Source organism: Pradoshia sp. Z5_111 (genome assembly GCF_058267535.1).
The window spans coordinates 842,658-860,217 of sequence record NZ_JBZCPQ010000001.1; the positions used below are offsets into that span (position 1 = coordinate 842,658).

The 17,560-nt window shown below is 37.9% G+C and carries 18 protein-coding genes and 1 pseudogene; 3 read left to right on the forward strand and 16 right to left on the reverse strand.

The annotated features are described in order from the left end of the window. Nucleotides 1-84: 84 nt before the first annotated feature. From AC4D4A_RS04125 to hflX, 9 genes are all read right to left on the reverse strand, one after another. A complete protein-coding gene (locus AC4D4A_RS04125) occupies nucleotides 85-201 on the reverse strand; it encodes a phage holin (protein WP_490994766.1) in 117 nt (38 codons plus the stop codon). A gap of 149 nt (nucleotides 202-350) precedes the next feature. Further along, nucleotides 351-728 (reverse strand): hypothetical protein, encoded by a 378-nt coding sequence (locus tag AC4D4A_RS04130; RefSeq protein WP_490994693.1) that lies wholly within the window; start codon nucleotides 726-728, stop codon nucleotides 351-353. A gap of 12 nt (nucleotides 729-740) precedes the next feature. Next, nucleotides 741-1,055, reverse strand: a complete 315-nt coding sequence (locus AC4D4A_RS04135) for a hemolysin XhlA family protein (protein ID WP_490994694.1) — start codon at nucleotides 1,053-1,055, stop codon at nucleotides 741-743. Between the two features lie 166 nt (nucleotides 1,056-1,221). After that, nucleotides 1,222-1,839, reverse strand: a complete 618-nt coding sequence (locus tag AC4D4A_RS04140) for a glycoside hydrolase family 25 protein (RefSeq protein ID WP_490994695.1) — start codon at nucleotides 1,837-1,839, stop codon at nucleotides 1,222-1,224. Between the two features lie 1,238 nt (nucleotides 1,840-3,077). Beyond that, the gene (gene glnA / locus AC4D4A_RS04145; RefSeq protein ID WP_490994696.1) at nucleotides 3,078-4,412 is read right to left on the reverse strand and encodes a type I glutamate--ammonia ligase; all 1,335 of its coding nucleotides are present in this window, start codon (nucleotides 4,410-4,412) and stop codon (nucleotides 3,078-3,080) included. 47 nt (nucleotides 4,413-4,459) lie between these two features. Next, entirely contained in the window at nucleotides 4,460-4,873 is a 414-nt protein-coding gene (locus tag AC4D4A_RS04150) for a MerR family transcriptional regulator (RefSeq protein WP_490994697.1), read from the reverse strand. Nucleotides 4,874-5,110: 237 nt separating this feature from the next. Then, nucleotides 5,111-5,359, reverse strand: coding sequence for a hypothetical protein (locus tag AC4D4A_RS04155; RefSeq protein ID WP_490994698.1), 249 nt, complete (start codon nucleotides 5,357-5,359; stop codon nucleotides 5,111-5,113). A gap of 151 nt (nucleotides 5,360-5,510) precedes the next feature. Then, on the reverse strand, nucleotides 5,511-6,776 hold the full coding sequence (locus tag AC4D4A_RS04160) for a methionine gamma-lyase family protein (protein WP_490994699.1): 1,266 nt from the start codon (nucleotides 6,774-6,776) through the stop codon (nucleotides 5,511-5,513). Between the two features lie 15 nt (nucleotides 6,777-6,791). Then, nucleotides 6,792-8,042 carry a GTPase HflX gene (hflX, locus tag AC4D4A_RS04165; RefSeq protein WP_490994700.1) on the reverse strand — a complete coding sequence of 417 codons (1,251 nt, stop codon included), beginning with the start codon at nucleotides 8,040-8,042 and terminating at the stop codon, nucleotides 6,792-6,794. 145 nt (nucleotides 8,043-8,187) lie between these two features. Between hflX and AC4D4A_RS04170 the strand changes: the two genes are divergently transcribed. Further along, nucleotides 8,188-8,790, forward strand: coding sequence for a trimeric intracellular cation channel family protein (locus AC4D4A_RS04170; protein ID WP_490994701.1), 603 nt, complete (start codon nucleotides 8,188-8,190; stop codon nucleotides 8,788-8,790). A 138-nt stretch (nucleotides 8,791-8,928) separates the two neighbouring features. Here AC4D4A_RS04170 and AC4D4A_RS04175 read toward each other — a convergent pair. The 5 genes and pseudogenes from AC4D4A_RS04175 to miaA form a co-directional block, all read right to left on the reverse strand. Next, nucleotides 8,929-9,033: pseudogene (locus tag AC4D4A_RS04175) on the reverse strand (DUF4037 domain-containing protein); the annotation flags it as partial. A gap of 91 nt (nucleotides 9,034-9,124) precedes the next feature. Next, on the reverse strand, nucleotides 9,125-9,883 hold the full coding sequence (locus AC4D4A_RS04180; RefSeq protein ID WP_490994702.1) for a hypothetical protein: 759 nt from the start codon (nucleotides 9,881-9,883) through the stop codon (nucleotides 9,125-9,127). Between the two features lie 312 nt (nucleotides 9,884-10,195). Continuing rightward, nucleotides 10,196-11,149, reverse strand: coding sequence for a stage V sporulation protein K (gene spoVK, locus AC4D4A_RS04185; RefSeq protein ID WP_490994703.1), 954 nt, complete (start codon nucleotides 11,147-11,149; stop codon nucleotides 10,196-10,198). 271 nt (nucleotides 11,150-11,420) lie between these two features. Next, on the reverse strand, nucleotides 11,421-11,648 hold the full coding sequence (hfq, locus tag AC4D4A_RS04190; protein WP_066104248.1) for an RNA chaperone Hfq: 228 nt from the start codon (nucleotides 11,646-11,648) through the stop codon (nucleotides 11,421-11,423). Nucleotides 11,649-11,677: 29 nt separating this feature from the next. Continuing rightward, entirely contained in the window at nucleotides 11,678-12,628 is a 951-nt protein-coding gene (miaA, locus tag AC4D4A_RS04195) for a tRNA (adenosine(37)-N6)-dimethylallyltransferase MiaA (protein WP_490994704.1), read from the reverse strand. A 964-nt stretch (nucleotides 12,629-13,592) separates the two neighbouring features. Here miaA and AC4D4A_RS04200 point away from each other — a divergent pair. Next, nucleotides 13,593-14,369 (forward strand): YqjF family protein, encoded by a 777-nt coding sequence (locus AC4D4A_RS04200; RefSeq protein WP_490994705.1) that lies wholly within the window; start codon nucleotides 13,593-13,595, stop codon nucleotides 14,367-14,369. A gap of 58 nt (nucleotides 14,370-14,427) precedes the next feature. Here AC4D4A_RS04200 and brfA read toward each other — a convergent pair whose 3' ends face one another. Beyond that, entirely contained in the window at nucleotides 14,428-14,637 is a 210-nt protein-coding gene (gene brfA / locus AC4D4A_RS04205) for a ribosome rescue factor BrfA (protein WP_490994706.1), read from the reverse strand. A 169-nt stretch (nucleotides 14,638-14,806) separates the two neighbouring features. On the opposite strand from brfA, the gene AC4D4A_RS04210 reads away from it, so the two are divergent. Next, complete coding sequence (locus AC4D4A_RS04210; protein ID WP_490994707.1) at nucleotides 14,807-15,220, forward strand: YkvA family protein; 414 nt, start codon at nucleotides 14,807-14,809, stop codon at nucleotides 15,218-15,220. A 404-nt stretch (nucleotides 15,221-15,624) separates the two neighbouring features. Here AC4D4A_RS04210 and mutL read toward each other — a convergent pair whose 3' ends face one another. Then, the gene (gene mutL, locus AC4D4A_RS04215; protein ID WP_490994708.1) at nucleotides 15,625-17,556 is read right to left on the reverse strand and encodes a DNA mismatch repair endonuclease MutL; all 1,932 of its coding nucleotides are present in this window, start codon (nucleotides 17,554-17,556) and stop codon (nucleotides 15,625-15,627) included. Between the last annotated feature and the right edge of the window lie 4 nt (nucleotides 17,557-17,560).

Consider the following 17,560-nt stretch of genomic DNA (forward strand, 5'->3'; position numbering starts at 1 on the left):
GCCTTCTCTTCTTTTATGCATGACAGATTTTTGATAGGATACGTCATAGGTAGCGCATCTTAAGCATAAGAGCTCCTGTGGACTTTATACAACATTGGTTTTGTCATCTCTAGGAACTTCATAACTCAAGGCTTGTTGACTGTCTCCTATTCCTTTAGTTGTCGGATCCTGAACAATACCAATCCCAGCTAATATATCCACAAAAAGCAAAACCAATGTGTAACATCATCTTCTGCGACAGACGGCATGACTCCTATTAAACCGAGCAATTTATATATAAAGCTAGTGACTAAAGTAGTAAATGCAATAATAAGATTGGGTTTTTAAACGTACTTTCCACTTCATATCTATCACTCTATTAACTTAGTATGCTTAACTTCAAATATATTTAAAAGGCTGAATGCAGACAGCAAAAAGAAAATCCCCGTACCCCAGTTTAAAGGCATGTCACTCGCGGCATAAGAAACGGCAATGATTAAATAAATTAAGGCGGATAACCCTAACCCAAACTTTCTCATTACATGACTATTAATAACCATGCCAATAACCTTTATAGTAGCTGCAGAAAAGAAAATGAGAGCAAACAATGTCTCGCTTCCCAACTGACTTAAAGTTCCATATAACTCTGGCAATTGCTGAAACATATCATTGTTGAACATACATACCGAAGCAAGGTAATAGCTCAATATACTGACTAGTGCTTCAAAATATGGTATAGACCTTTTCATCATCCACCCTCCTTAGTTCAGTTTTTGTATAGCAAACACAATAAAACCGATAACCGCTGGAATAGTTCCACCTATAACGGAAGCGGTCACAGTTCTTCTTAACCATACAGTATCTCCTTTAATGTCTTTGAGGGTTTCTAAAATACCAGCAATCTGCTGATCGTGTACAATTTGTGTACTGCGCATTTGGTCCAACCGATCTTCCTGCTTGTCCATCCGGAATTCATGTTTTTCAAAACGCACGTCCTGTTTATCAAATTGCCCTTCCGTCTGACGCTTGTACTCTTTGAATTCTTCTGACATATTCATCACCAACTGTTTTAACATCTGTAACCTTCACCCTCATCATATGCGAAGAATCTTTCTTTTGTTCCATAATTAGACTATATAACTATCATTTAATGTCTAAATAGTTGGCCAAGAGAATGGCTCACTTTACACGAGCATCACTTTAGGCAAAAAAAAGAGGACTCCGGCTTGAAGTCCCCTCATACTATGTGATTTGCTCATTATTACCCGTGAAAAAAATCAGTGGTTTATTACTTATAATAGCATTTAAATCTAAATTACCAGCATATCCATCTACTCTTCCTTTGTCTGTAAACTGCCATAAGTCGCAGGCATAGTCTGGTTTTCGGCTACTTGCTCGCTTGCCGTCGTTATGTCCATAAGAAGGTATCCAAACAGCATCAAAGTCTCTTATATCGATATTAAGGGATTTATAAAGATGATTGGCAATATATATTCCTACTTTCTTTGCCCCAAGAGCTCTCAATTTCTTTACATAGGCCTTAACCCCTGCTCTCATATCTTTCATTCTCTTTTCCTCAACATCAAGCCAGTAAACAGGTGGCCTAAATTCTTTAGTCCGGTTATAAAAATCAGTAGCCTCTTTCTCCATATCAGAGATCGAAATCCCCCTTACCCACGCATAAGCATTAGTTGGTACACCACGCTTATTTAATTCCCTGTGATGAGTTTTATAATGTCTGTCGATTGTAGAAGATCCATACTGAGTACGAACAATAACTAAATCCACTTCCTTGGCTAGTTTGTCATAGTTTATAGAAGATGGCGGCTGGTGATGCGAAATATCAATAATTTTACCCATAATAATCACCCCCCCTTTTATTAGAATATATAAAAGAGCCTCGAGGGACTCTTAAAATAAACGTTGTCTACAGTTTTTGATAGAGGAAAGGCGATTTTGCGGAGCATAAAAACTGCCTCTCTTTTTTTATATCAAATCCTTAAATGGCAAGACTTCCCTCCTTCCCTTAAGGGGTGGTGTGCACTATATAGACCGAGCATACACCTGGTTTTATCAGATTTAAAAAGATAAACATTAGAACGAAAAAAGTCTAAGTATTAAATACTCAGACTTCTTTCTGTAAGGTTATTAAACAAATATAAAAAGTGGCTTCAATGAGAAAGCACAACCAAAGTATATCGTCAAAATACAGAATTGTAAATATTGTAATTTTTCCGAACTCAGGCTATCGCACAGTACATACTATTAGTTTTTGAAAAATAATTGTATCGTAATATATTTTCAATGCTAACGATTAGTGCCAATACGCCACTCCCTTCAGAGGCGATTTATTAAATAAGAGGGGAAAAGTTTTTATAAAAAAGAGGACTCCCACAGTGGAAAGTCCCATTAATTTTAATTTTTTAGCTTTTCTAATTCGTTTAATTTTAAATGCAAAAGAAGAATTTTTTGATTCACTTCCTTAGATGATTCCACATGTTGAAGCAAATAGCGTAACCGCATGGTGTGGAAAATACACAAAAGTTTCTTCATATATATTCATCCTTTATCCGACTTACGTTAATAATAGCGTTGGTATATAACTTCAACAAGAGGCTCAAGATGTGGTTCATTTGCCATATACAAATAAGAGGACTCCCACTTTGGAACCCTCTTATTTATTCTTCACATATTACCGCATAGCGTTCCAATTATACTTTAACAAAATTTTCGCACAGGATAATCAATTCCTGTAACTTTTTAATGCTATGGAACGAATCCATAAAAGAGCCAGATTGCCAAAGATACCAATTCACGCTTTAAGGCATACTCATGTTGTTCTACTCCCATAATCAGGAACTTCGAAATACATTCAAAAACGTTTGAGTCATGGATCCATGCAGATCACCGCTGATGTCTACTAAGAAAATCGAAAAAGATACTATGGAGATATTCGAAGATTTCACAAAAGGTATGATGAGATAAAAATATTTAGAGGCGGAGCAAAAGCGGAGTGAAAATTTGGACAATCTAAATACATATGATTGCCCCACCAAATAAAAAACCCTCAACACTGGTAGTGTCAAGGGTTTCGGCTATTAATACATTTGAAGATATTGTTCTCTCTCCCATGGATGAACTTGGGTGCGGAACATATCCCATTCAATCTCTTTTGCTTCTACAAAGTGTTCCAGGATATGATCACCTAGACCGTTCATGATGACAGGATTTTTTTGTAATTCTACTAATGCTTGATATAACGTAGAAGGAAGATCTTTAATACCTTCTTCAGCACGTTCTTGTGCAGACATTACATAGATATTACGGTCAATTGGTGCTGGAGCTTTTTTCTGATTTCTAATGCCATCAAGACCAGCGCTAAGTAATACTGCCATTGCTAGGTATGGATTTGCAGTTGGGTCAACAGAACGAACCTCAACACGTGTGCTCAATCCACGGGAAGCCGGAATACGGATCAACGGGCTACGGTTACGAGCAGACCATGCAACATAACAAGGTGCTTCGTATCCAGGAACTAGACGTTTGTATGAGTTAACTGTTGGATTTGTTACTGCTGTGAATGCAGGCGCATGCTCAATGATACCAGCAATGAATTGATGAGCTGTCTCGCTCAATTCGATATTTCCTTTTGTATCGTAGAAAACATTCTTCCCTTCAGAGAATAAAGACAAGTTCATGTGCATACCGGAACCATTCACACCGAACAATGGTTTAGCCATGAACGTTGCGTGCAAGCCATGTTTACGAGCGATTGTTTTTACTACTAATTTGAATGTTTGGATTTGGTCACAAGCTGTAATCGCATCAGCATATTTAAAATCAATCTCATGTTGCCCTGGAGCTACCTCATGGTGGGATGCTTCAATTTCAAATCCCATCTCTTCTAACTCAAGTACGATATCGCGACGGCAGTTTTCACCTAAATCTGTAGGAGCAAGGTCAAAGTATCCGCCTTTATCATTTAACTCCAAAGTTGGTTCCCCTGCTTGATCTAATTTGAATAAGAAGAATTCTGGTTCAGGCCCAAGATTGAAATCTGTGAAACCTAACTCTTTCATTTCCTCTAACACACGTTTTAAATTAGCACGTGGGTCACCTGAGAATGGTGTTCCATCCGGATTGTAAATATCACAAATTAAACGAGCCACTTTTCCTTTTTCAGCAGTCCAAGGAAAAATTACCCATGTATCAAGATCTGGATATAAAAGCATATCAGATTCTTCAATACGAACGAACCCTTCAATGGATGAACCATCAAACATCATTTTATTTTCTAATGCTTTATCAAGCTGACTTACTGGAATTTCTACGTTTTTAATTGTTCCCAGAATGTCGGTAAATTGTAATCGAATAAATTTTACATTTTCTTCTTTAGCTAATTTCCTAATATCATCCGCAGTGTATTTCCCCATCTTCCTTTTTCCTCCCTTAAATAATAAAGCTTTTTTATATTTTAATTTTAATTAAAAAACCTATGCATATCACCAGATTGGTTGCTGCCTCTCGTTGTAAAGCGGCCAGCCTTTAAAATTTCATCGCGCAGTAATTTTCTTAATTGCGCATTGGTCAATTCTGGCTTTTGTTCTTCTTTGGAATGTTCATCCTTAGCAATTATTTCAGTTTCATTATAAGCAGAAGGTTCAAGAATTTTTTTAATCCCGGCCATATTTATACCTTGATCAAGCAATTCTTTAATTTCCAAAAGACGATCGATATCGTTTAAGGAAAACATCCTTCGATTCCCCTCTGTCCTGGCTGGATAAACCAATTTATGTTCTTCATAATAACGAATTTGCCGTGCAGTTAAATCGGTCAGCTGCATGACAATACTCATTGGAAAAAGTGGCATGGTTCTTCTGATGTTACCGCTCACCACTACATCCTCCTTCAAAACTCTTCTTGATATTGTTAGTTTATGCCATGTGAACTTCTTTGTCAATCGTATGTAAGGTTTTCTAACATGGAATTTCAGGAGTAATGTATCTTTTTAACTACTTTACTTCTTTTACCCTATTTGTCAGTAATTAATCTAGTAATTTATCAATAAGATTTTAAAAAAAAGAACTTCCAATTTCTTGGATATTCTTAAGCTATATTCAATCCCTGCTTCCTACGGCGCAAAAGGGAACACAAATTCCATCAAAAGTAACAAGGACCAGATTAACAATAAAATTGTAATACTCAACCCAAGAATTTTAGTGATCCTTTTATCATTTAAGTTTTGCAGCGAGTAACTGAGAAAATACAATACTATGACTGCATATGGAAGATTATTGCTGCCAGATACAAGTGTGACTATCATTGCAGTTAAAATGATTATCCCTGCAATTATATTCAAGATATGCAACTTTTTACTCATACTCTCACCCTCAATATCTGAAATTTATACTTTAAAATAGAAATACTAAGAGTATCACTAATTTCCATATTTTGTATATAAGCATGACCCCTTCAATATTTTCACGAACAAAAAAACTCCCCTATTCTAAAAATAAGGGAGTTATCATTTATTACTTTATTAATCCTTTTTCAATCATCTGATCGATTGCTTTGCAAATAGCTATTTTAACATGGGAGTACGTTAGTCCGCCCTGTACAAAAGCGGTATATGGCGGTCTTAACGGACCGTCAGCCGTTAATTCGATACTCGCTCCCTGGATAAACGTTCCGGCAGCCATGATGACATCATCCTCATATCCAGGCATATAGGCCGGATATGGTGTCACGTGAGAGTTAATTGGTGAAGCAAACTGAATCTGCTGACAGAACAGCACCATCTTATCTCTGTCATGGAATTGAACTGATTGGATGAGATCTGTTCTAGGTTCGTTCCAAGTAGGTGAAGGGCTAAATCCCCATTTTTCTAGCATGGCTGCTGTAAAGATTGCTCCTTTTAAGGATTGTCCAACAACATGCGGAGCCAAGAAGAATCCTTGGTACATTTCTAATAAACTGTACAAGGAAGCACCCGCTTCAGCACCAATACCCGGTGTTGTTAAACGATAGGCGCATCGTTCTACTAAATCAGCTCTACCGGCAATATAACCACCTGTTTTTGCTAAACCACCGCCAGGATTTTTAATTAAGGAACCTGCCATTAGGTCCGCTCCAACCTCAGTAGGCTCCATTTTCTCAGCAAACTCTCCATAACAGTTATCAACAAAGACAACGACATCCTGTTTGATTGCTTTTACAAACTGAATCATTTCCTTTATTTCAGCAATTTTAAATGATGGGCGGTTATCATAGCCTTTTGAGCGTTGAATGCCAATTACTTTCGTATTTGGTTTAATAGCTTTTGCTACTGCATCAAAGTCAACATACCCATCTTCCTTTAAAGCAACAGATTGATAGGATATTTGATATTCCTTCAATGAACCTATACCACTTCCGCGTATGCCAACAATCTCTTCAAGCGTGTCATATGGCTTTCCTGTAATGTATAAAAGCTCATCACCAGGGCGTAACACACCAAATAAAGAAGTTGAAATAGCATGTGTTCCAGATATGATTTGCGGGCGGACAAGTGCCGCTTCGGCTCCAAATACATGAGCAAACACCTTTTCCAATGTATCTCGGCCCATATCATCATACCCATAACCTGTTGAAGGATTAAAGTGGGCATCACTAACCTGGTTTTCCTGGAAGGCTTTTAATACCTTTGCTGTATTAAAGTCTACATTTTCATCGATTTCTAAAAATCTTTCAGCAACCATTTTTTCAGTTTCTTGAACAGTTTCTTTGATTCTCTCACCGTTCTTTAATTGTTCAAACATGTTGTATTCCTACTCCTACTCGTAATTTTTAATAATTCCCATGATTGCATGGTCCGCTAAAGCAAGTCCCTTTAGATGATAGGTCTCATTGCTTTCATGAAACTCGGTTGATTTAACGATTGTCTCATCCTTTAATCGCGCTATAATCTTCCCTTCATTAGCTGGGATCATAACGGAGTATGGTTCCATAAAGCTTTCAACCAATTTTTCCATTTCTAAAAGAAGTTGTTGAATCCCTTCATCCTGACGAGCAGATATATGAATGGATTTTTCCTTGGATGTCGGCACAAATTCAGAATGGGCCATATCTTTTTTGTTATAGACAATCAATTGGGGAATATCCTCAGCACCCAAGTCCTCGATAATTTTACGAACAGTCTTCTCATGGTTATAAGCATCAGGATGTGAAGAATCCACTACATGTAAAATTGCATCGGATTCCGTCACTTCTTCAAGTGTGGATCTGAATGCCGCAACAAGAGATGTAGGCAAGTCCTGAATAAATCCAACAGTATCACTGATAAGGACCTTGTATCCTGATGGAAGAAGACATTCTCTGGTCATCGGATCAAGGGTAGCGAACAATTGATTTTCCTCATAAGAATCCGCTTCAGCCAGACGGTTAAACAAGGTTGATTTACCAGCATTCGTATAGCCGGCCAATGCAATTTGGAAACGATTATTTCGTTTTCTACGCGCTCTGTAACGTTCTCTGTGCTTAACAACTGAATCCAATTGCCTTTTGATTTCATCCAAGCGACGTCGGATGTGGCGTCTGTCAGATTCCAGTTTTGTTTCCCCTGGTCCCCTCGTTCCTATTCCACCGCCGAGTCTTGATAATTCAGTACCTTGCCCTGCCAATCTTGGCAGCATATATTGCAATTGCGCTAACTCAACTTGCATTTGACCTTCACGAGAACGAGCACGCTGAGCAAAAATATCTAAAATCAACTGGGTACGGTCAACAATCCTAGTTCCCAGCTCTTTACCAAGATTTCGTATTTGACTGGGAGACAATTCATCGTTAAAGATTACAACATCCGGTTCGAGCTCTTCAACTAATGCAATAAGCTCCTCGACTTTCCCTTTTCCGATATATGTAGCAGGATGAGGCTTAACTCTCTTTTGAGACACTAATACAAGAGCCTGCCCTCCGGCAGTTTCCGTTAATGATTCAAGTTCCTCCATAGAGGATTCAAATCGACTGTCATCAATATCTTCACGCTGACAACCAACTAGTATAGCTTTTTCATATGTTTCTTCCATTATGTCACTTCCCTCAATAGTTCACTATTCTTCTTATCATACCAAAAAAATCACCCGTTCCAAACCTTGTATTCAAATGATATGATAAATTAGCCAGATTTTAAATGATTATTTGAATTTTATTTAAGGAGAAAAAGAAAAAAGTATGACATGGGATGTATTGAGTATTATCGGAACAATCGCTTTTGCAATCAGCGGAGCATTAGTGGCAATGGAAGAGGAATATGACTTATTTGGCCTTTATTTACTCGGATTTGTAACAGCCTTTGGAGGAGGAGCCATCCGCAATTTGCTGCTCGGAATCCCAATTATACATATTTGGGAGCAACATGGATTATTTTTTATCGCATTCATTTCTATAACTATTGTTTGTTTATTTCAGCATTCGCTTTTAAAGCATTGGAACAGGTGGGGGAATTTTTTTGACGCCATCGGTCTAAGCGCATTCGCTGTGCAGGGCGCCTTATTAGCAACGGAAATGACCTTACCGCTTATTGCTGTTATATTTGCTGCTATCCTGACAGGAAGTGGCGGCGGTATCGTACGAGATGTCCTGGCAGGCAGGAAGCCAATCCTGTTAAGATCTGAAATTTACGCCATATGGGCCGGTATTGCAGGTCTCTTAATCGGCCTCGGAGCGATGACATCCAACCTTGAATTATACCTTTTATTTATCATTATTACCTTTTTAAGAATGCTTTCTTATCTATATGAATGGCATCTGCCTGTTGTTAAAAGAAGTTACTGATTGAAAGTACTGACATGGATAGACTACCAGTTCATTTCATAGATTCGTATTTATATAGGATAAATGACAAGAGCCTTGTTGCATTTCATACTTAGCAAGGCTCTTAATCCCTCCTCTGTTGGACTTTCTTTCCAAAAAGACGAATAGCTCAATATCAGAATAGCTGTCATTCCAGTTACGTGAAACAGATCCTCCCAACAATACCGCTTCAACCTTCGGATTTTGGCGATAAACATTAGAAATAGTAGATGCTATAAACGTTAAATCCACAAAAAAACCTCTCCCATATATCTTGTATAGTTTACGTTCGATATTAAGCTTGGTATCTATTAGCTTAAGTGCCATACTCCACAACTGGCATGAATCCTTTTATTTCATAATCAGAAATCTCTATCAATAAAAAATCATGACGATGAAAAATGGCTCTGGTTTTAGAAGAGAACTCCCTCTTATACTCAACAATGCGTTTTGCTGTTTCCAATTCCCATGCACATAGCTTATTTTCTTCTATAAATAAGCCGTATTTGTAGGTAAGTGCAAAGGTAATTAAATTTCCTGTATCAAAAGGAATTTTCATTGTTCTTTCTTCTTCAAGTTGCTCGTTGAGTAATACCAACTCATTTCTCTCTGGATCGATACAAGTATAGGGCTTATATCGAGCAAATAGAGGATTATAGTCAAGATTATAGCGAATAGCCTTATCATAAAAAGACTCCAAACCACTGAATGGAGATACATAGTTTAATAGATCTTTTCCGGCACCCTCTCCATATACACCTTCATCTCCATATGTACAAAGAACGCCATCTTTATAGGGAAATAACTCATGGATATGTGAACCAACCCCAAATTCAGATACAAATTTACCCGTTAATGTATAAAAAGATAGAGTCGTATTGTATAAAAGACAAAAATGTTCTTTTGTGAATCGAATCATATGGTGGCCCTTGGGAAGAGTTAAAATAAGTTCTCCATTTAATTGAATCGTATATTCACCGGTGTTTTTTAACAAAACAATCAAATCTTCTTTTTTACAATCTGCATCAATGATTACCTGTTTGCTTGTAAATATAGTTTCTTCTATCAAATTCATATCGTTTACCCTCTACTCTCATTCCACTTTCTCTAACACAATGGCAAGAGACTTTCTAAACACAAACTCTACCATTAAACCCTATGAAACTAACTAAAATTTACCATATCAACAGAATAATTAATAGATTAGTTACACTTGGCAGTTAATAACCTGCAGTCCGAGGTAGTTTGATTTCTTGTATTCTAACCTCCTAATCAAATCAGCATCTTAGAATTCAATTCAGTCTATTCCGCAATGACTGTTCTATCAAAAAAAATGCCCCATAAGCTTTATAACAGCTTACAGGGCATTCATCTTTTTTCGTATCTCTTACTCAAACGTATCGAACACTAGGTCATCACTTCGGATCGTCATTAATTCCCGACGTTCATATTGATCCGACAGCAAAAGACGCATTGCCTGAGTTCTGATTGATTTTTCTATTACATTCCTTACATATCTACCATTGGAAAAGGATTTTAGATGTAGAACATTTGTTAAATAATATAGATGATCGCGCAGTTTTCTTTCCGCGTCCGGACTATAAACGTATTGCCTGGCACTTAACATTCGGTTCCCAATATCCATTAATTGATCAACCGAGTAATCCGGAAAATCAATGACAATCGGAAACCGGGATTGCAGGCCTGGATTCAAGGTTAAAAAATACTCCATTTCCCGTGAATATCCGGCAAGGATAAGAATAAATTCATGCTGCCGATCCTCCATATGCTTTACCAATGTATCAATCGCTTCCTTACCAAAATCCTTTTCTCCACCTCTTCCCAAAGAATAGGCTTCATCAATGAAAAGAATACCCCCAATTGCCTTTTTGATTAAATCTCTCGTCTTCTGAGCTGTGTGCCCAATATATTCTCCTACAAGATCTGCCCGTTCTGCCTCAATTAAGTGACCTTTGCTCAGGACATTCATCTTTACAAACAAATCTCCAATAAGCCGTGCAACCGTTGTTTTTCCAGTACCGGGATTCCCTTTAAACATCATATGAAGCGCCTGTTTTTCCGCCTTAAGGCCAGCTACTTCCCGTTGCTTATTCACATAAATCCATGCGTAAATTTCCTTTATAACTTTTTTCATTTCTTCCATGCCTACGAGACTATTCAATTCAGCTTCAATTTCTTTTAGGGCTATATGATGAGAAGGTATATCCTTTGGTAATGGAGGAACATTTAAAATCGGCTTAACCTGAGCCTTTGTTTGACCATTTTTCAGTACAACATTAATCTGCCCATTATTTCTCACTCGCATTGGCTGTTGCTCCATTTGATCACCTCTTTAATGAAGCCGTGTCCCCCCTTTTTTACCTAACACATTCGACAAAGTGAAGGCAAAATAGACAAGGGCACCCCTGAAACTACAATATAAATTTATTTTTTACCAATAAAGGTGTGCCTGATTGTCACATACTGCGATTGCCCGGAAAATAATTATATTTCCTCTCCTTATTTATATTCCTAACATCCTCTATACAGAATGAAAAAATCAGTAAAATAAAAAACAGACTCACCTTAGAGGGAGTCTGCCGTACTTATCCTTAACCTTCAAGGTCAACTTGTACATTTTTTTGAGGAGCAAATGTTGAAATCGCATGTTTGTAGACCAATTGATGTTTACCCTCTGTTTCAATTAAGACTGTAAAATTATCAAACCCTTTTATCAGTCCGCGTAACTGAAATCCATTAAGTAAAAAGATTGTTACATATACATTTTCCTTACGCAATTGATTTAAAATTTGATCTTGAATATTGATTCCTTGTTTCATTTTTTTGCCTCCTCTTTTCTCTCTATAGTTTATCTATTCGCCTTTAAAGCGAGCATTCCTGCCACTTCAAGCGATATTTCTTCAGAAATTTTTTCGAAATCAGCCAAATTGGTCATATCAAACCAGTGAACATCCATCTTATTTCGGAACCAAGTAAATTGTCTTTTTGCAAACCGACGGGAATTCCGCTGTATTTCCGCTATGACATTTTCTCGTGTTTCAGTTCCTTCAATTAGTCCCTCAAATTCCTTATATCCAATTGCTTGCATGGATTGTGCATCTTTTAATCCTTTTGCATATAGGTTTCTGACTTCCTCTTCAAGACCCTGCTGCATCATTGTTTCGACTCGTTCATTGATCCTTTTATATAAAAGATCACGGTCCATCGTTAACCCAATCAGAGCCACATCATATAATAATGTTCTCTCTGTGGATTGTTCCTGTTCACTGAAACGCTTTCCTGAATCGTAAAATACCTCTAAAGCACGGATAACTCTTTTTGTGTTATTAGGATGTATTTTTTCAGCAGCAACTGGATCAATCTCAACAAGTGTTTGATAAACAGCATCAGGCCCTTCTTGTTCAATTCGTTCTTCCAGCTCTTTTCGAATAGTGGGATTTGCCGTGGTTTCAGGGAACTGATAATCGTATAGGACGGATTGAATATACAACCCGGTACCACCCACTAAAATCGGAAGCTTTCCCCTATTCGTTATATCATTGATTTTCTGCTGGACTTCTTGCTTAAAATCATAAACATTATAGGATTCAGATGGTTCCCTGCAATCAATTAAATAATGAGGGATCCCTTCCATTTCGTCCTTTGTAACCTTAGCAGTTCCTATATCCATACCCTTAAAAATCTGTGCTGAATCACCACTTATAATTTCACCATTGAACTTTTTGGCCAAATTGATTGATAGTTTGGTTTTTCCCACTGCTGTTGGTCCAATAATCACGACCAATTTCTGTTTTTCCATTTATGCTTCACACTGCCCTATTCATTTTTTTCTTATCTTAACATAAATCATTATAATCTGAACATGAGCGAGTAACATCTAACCAGTATAGTCAGTTTAAATAGTCTTTATTCAAATCTTTTTTCATCCTTTTGTTATTTTGAAATAATTTATACATGAACTTTAACCTTAAGATAAGTTCTATTTTTACTAACACTATAATTAAGGTTCTTCAGTAATCAATCATATAACAATTACCTGATCAATATTTATTATAGAGGTTTCACACAATTGAATGTGTAATGTTAGTACGTGCAGCAAGTGGTTAATGGTATAACAAAAGCATCTTACCTATATAGAAATGAGGAAATTGTTTTCATGATCCGGTTCATACAGGTCTTAATTGGTATACTTACGCTTCTCTTACTGGGATATATTTTTTCATATAGAGTCTTCTCCTTAGTACAATTGCTTTTTGTTTATTTATTCTTCTTATTTTTGCTAACAGGTATTAGAGAACTTTATAACTATAAGGCTTTTATTGGTACTGTGTATGTTCTTGTCTCGCTTCTTCTTTACTTATTTTCCATCCAATGATGAGCGGAATATTGCTCCGTTTATTTCAATTTGACCACTGGCATCTAAGCTGTCATTAATTTAATTTCCCATATAAAACTTACAAATCCATCTAATTCTTCACGTTGGAAAGTTCTTTCTACAGGGATTACCTTTATCTGCAAGAAACTTCTTCATCAATGATTACCTTAGAATAGATTAATAACATAAAAACATTTCAATTTAAAGGTATAATAGGTATTAATTGGGTTATTTTTCTCCGTGTACAATTGCAAAATTAATGTTGATTTTCATGAGGATTTTTACTTTGGATGCAGTTTTACTTACCTTCAGTAAAGTGGTGACGGTATTTCAGAAGGATTTAAATCCAAAAATTGCGCTATAAAAAATTGTGAAGGAAGTGATGGCTTTGGAAGAACAGCTAAAATTCAATAAAGCCCAATGGGATGACAGCCATCGTCCATGGGATCTTCCGAATTTGCCTTGGACAATGAAGCAGACATGGAGCGATCTCTTATTTGCCCATTATCCAATTAAATTTGAGGTGTTACGAAAGTTAGTACCTGAAGTGCTCCCTTTGGATTCATATAATGGGATGTGCTGGATTGGGGTTGTACCATTTCGTATGTCGGGTGTCAGGCTTCGGGGATTACCCCCTGTACCAGGAACAGATCAATTTCCCGAGCTAAATGTTCGGACATATGTCATTCTAGACGGAAAGCCAGGTGTTTACTTTTTTAGTTTAGATGCTGCTAATTGGCTTGCTGTAAAAGGGGCAAGAACATTATACCACTTACCGTATTGGTATACTGAAATGGAAATGCAGACTAATAAAACAAACATTGAATTTAAAAGCAAGAGACTACTTGACCCTGAAATCGAGTTAGCCTGTAGCTATAGACCAATTTCCGAACCATTTCAGGCAGCTAAGGGGTCCTTCGAGGAATGGATGGCCGAGCGTTACTGCTTTTATACTTTAAATTTATCAGGAGTCCCGCTTCGCTGTGATATTTTACATGACCCTTGGATCATACAAGAGGCAGAAGCAGAATTCAGCAAGAATTCAGTACTATCTAAGCAAGGTATTGAAATTAATGATGAATTGCCTATCTTTCATTTTGCAAAAAAGATTGAGGTACGCGCTTGGCCCTTGGTTCACCATTCCACTAATCGTTTTAGTACATAGAACAGTATAAGGCCTCAATACTAGGGGACTGAATATACTGTCTCCTTAATACACTTCTCTATAGAACCAAATAAAAAGAGATTCCCTCATCCTTTGTTAGATGCTGAAATCTCTTTTTATGTTTAAATTGCTCCATTTTATCCTTCTTTGTTTTCGTCATTCTTGTACTCAAATCAATTGTATATAGACCGCCCCGTAGAGTTTCAGGATTGCGCTTGCCTTCCCTCTCCAATTTCAACCTATATTTTTTAGCCCGACTTTTACTCATAACTCTATACACCTCAATTTTTCACAGAATAGGATTAGTATACACAAATTTAGGGAAAAAGACATTAAGCAATGGATTTAATTTATTTTCTGGCCAATCACTGAAATGTTGTTAGTTAGTGAAATATACCTTAAAATGTAAACAAGTTGTCGTTTAGGAGGAATGCGTAATGGAAGAACAAAACAAAGGAATACATAAATATAAAAAATACATCGATTCAGCCAAAACCTATTTAAATAATACAAAGAAATCAAATGAGCTCTTAGATGAAGCAACTACGAAATCAAATACAAACAGAAATGCACTGGAAGAGGTTTGGGACAATCTGCAATTACTCATCACCATGTTTCGTTCTTGGGTAAAGGGTGATTACAAAGAGATTCCTAAAAAATCGATTATTTCTATAATCGCAGCCATTATCTATTTTGTATCACCTATTGATTTTATCCCAGATTTTATTGTAGGTCTTGGATTTGCGGATGATGCAGCCATTATCGGATTTACCATTAAGCAAATAACTGAAGACCTCGAGAAATTCAAATTATGGCAAGCGAAGCAAGAGCAAACTATTGATATTGAATAATTAAAAAGGTGTCTGATCAGCTTGATAGGCTGATTTGACACCTTTTTTTGCTTTTCTGGGTGAGTTCTGTGTCCCCGCATAGCTCGGTCATAGGTGCCTCATAACCGGGGGATAGCTGCTTTTTCCTCCTTACTTCCACCACCTTTCACCCACCTTTACCCCGGTATAGTCCGGTCATAGGTGCCTCATAGGTGGGGCATAGCTGCTTTCCCCCATACTTCACCTACCTTTCAACCACCTTTACCCCGGTATAGTCCGGGCATAGGTGGTTGAAAGGTGGGGGATAGGCCCAAAAAAGCGCAGCTTAGGAGCTTTTTTGTATCCAAACTTATATTACAGACACAAAAAGGTGGAGGAAATCGACTCGTTTCCTCCACCTTACTTAAAATTTCATACTTATTTACTTACATAACCCGCTTAAACATTTTCTCTAGCTCATAAATCGAATAATGGACGATAATTGGGCGGCCATGTGGGCATGTGAATGGATCGTTTGTATGACGCAATTCATCCAGTAATGCACTGATTTCATCATTACGCAAATGTCGGTTTGCTTTAATCGAGCCCTTACAGCTCATCATGATTGCCGCTTCTTCACGTAATTTCTTGATATCCACCTTTTTCATCGTTAATACTTGGTGGACCATTTCATCGATGATCGTTTCTTCCATGCCAGCCGGGAACCAGGTTGGGTGGGCACGGACAATGTAACTGTTTAATCCAAATGGTTCCAAGAATACTCCGACCGCTTCCAGCTCTTCTTTATGTTCTTCCAGCTTCACAAACTCATCTGTTGAATACTCCAGTGTCATCGGGACCAACATTTCTTGCAGTTCTTTGTTGACCTCTCCCACCTTATGCTTGAAAAACTCGTACTTAATTCGCTCTTGGGCAGCATGCTGGTCAATCATATAGAGCCCTTGCTCATTTCGGGCCAAAATATACGTTCCATGTAGCTGTCCAATCGGATATAAGGGTGGAATTCGACTTTCTTGAATGTCCTGATTTTCTTGAACAGACTCTATTTTCTCTTCTTTTTGCTCCACGATCGTTCCGATCCGTTCGGAACCGGGTTCTGAACTGATTGCCGGGGCAGTTTCTACCTCTTCTTCTACTGACACCCTTTCAATCTCATCCCGCTCAATAGAAATAAGAGCCTCGAATTCCCGCTTCGGCTGTTCAATCTCCGGCGGATCATAAATCACAGAAAATCCTTCAGTTGCCTTCACCATTGGAGGAGTTTGCTTTGGCGGCTCAGGCCGCTTTTCTCTTTCCTCCGTAAATGTAAATTGAGCTTGTTCCGTTTTTGCTTTTTCCTCACGTTTAACAGGAGCGCCTGTCGGAATTAACGTCTCTTTTTTAAAGGTATTCCGGATGGCCTCGCTAATTATCGCCATCAGCTCTTGCTCTTTACTGAAACGAACTTCCATTTTCGACGGATGCACATTCACGTCAACCAACAAAGGATCCATTTCGATATTGAGCATCGCAATTGGATAACGTCCAATAGGCAATAAAGTATGGTACCCTTCCATGACAGCTTTGGCGATTAAATAATTCTTGATAAATCGTCCATTGACCAAAATAGTCATATAGTTACGCGAAGCCCTCGTCATTTCCGGATGTCCAGCATAGCCTTTTATTGAAAAATCAAGCGTTGATGCTTCAAATGGCAGCATTTTTTGAGCAGTTTGTATCCCATATATCCCGGCAAGCACCTGAAGAGGATTGCCATTGCCTGATGTTTGTAATAAAGTACGGTCATTGTGCACCAGCTTAAACGATACATCCGGATGAGACAGCGCCAGCCTATTCACGACATCGGTTATATTCCCAAGCTCTGTATGAACACTTTTAACATATTTCAAACGGGCCGGTGTATTAAAGAACAGTTCACTCACCGTAATATCGGTTCCTTTACGGCTTGAATAGGACTCATGGGTAAGGACCTTGCCGCCCTCTAGTAAAAGACGGGTTCCAGGTCCATCACCTGTTGAGGTCTTTAATTCGAATTTGGAGACAGAGGCGATCGAAGGCAATGCCTCACCCCGGAAACCTAGCGTACGAATTCTGAATAAATCGTTTTCGTCTTTTATTTTACTGGTAGCATGCCTGTGAAAAGCATTTAGGGCATCATCCTCTTCCATCCCTTCCCCATTATCAATGATGCGGATGGACTCGAGGCCGGCTTCCGTAGCATAAATCTCAATTACCGTACTGTTAGCATCTATTGAGTTTTCCACTAACTCTTTTACAACAGATGCAGGTCTCTCTACTACTTCTCCGGCAGCGATTTTATTGGATAATAGATCATCTAACAGTACAATTTTCCCCATATTC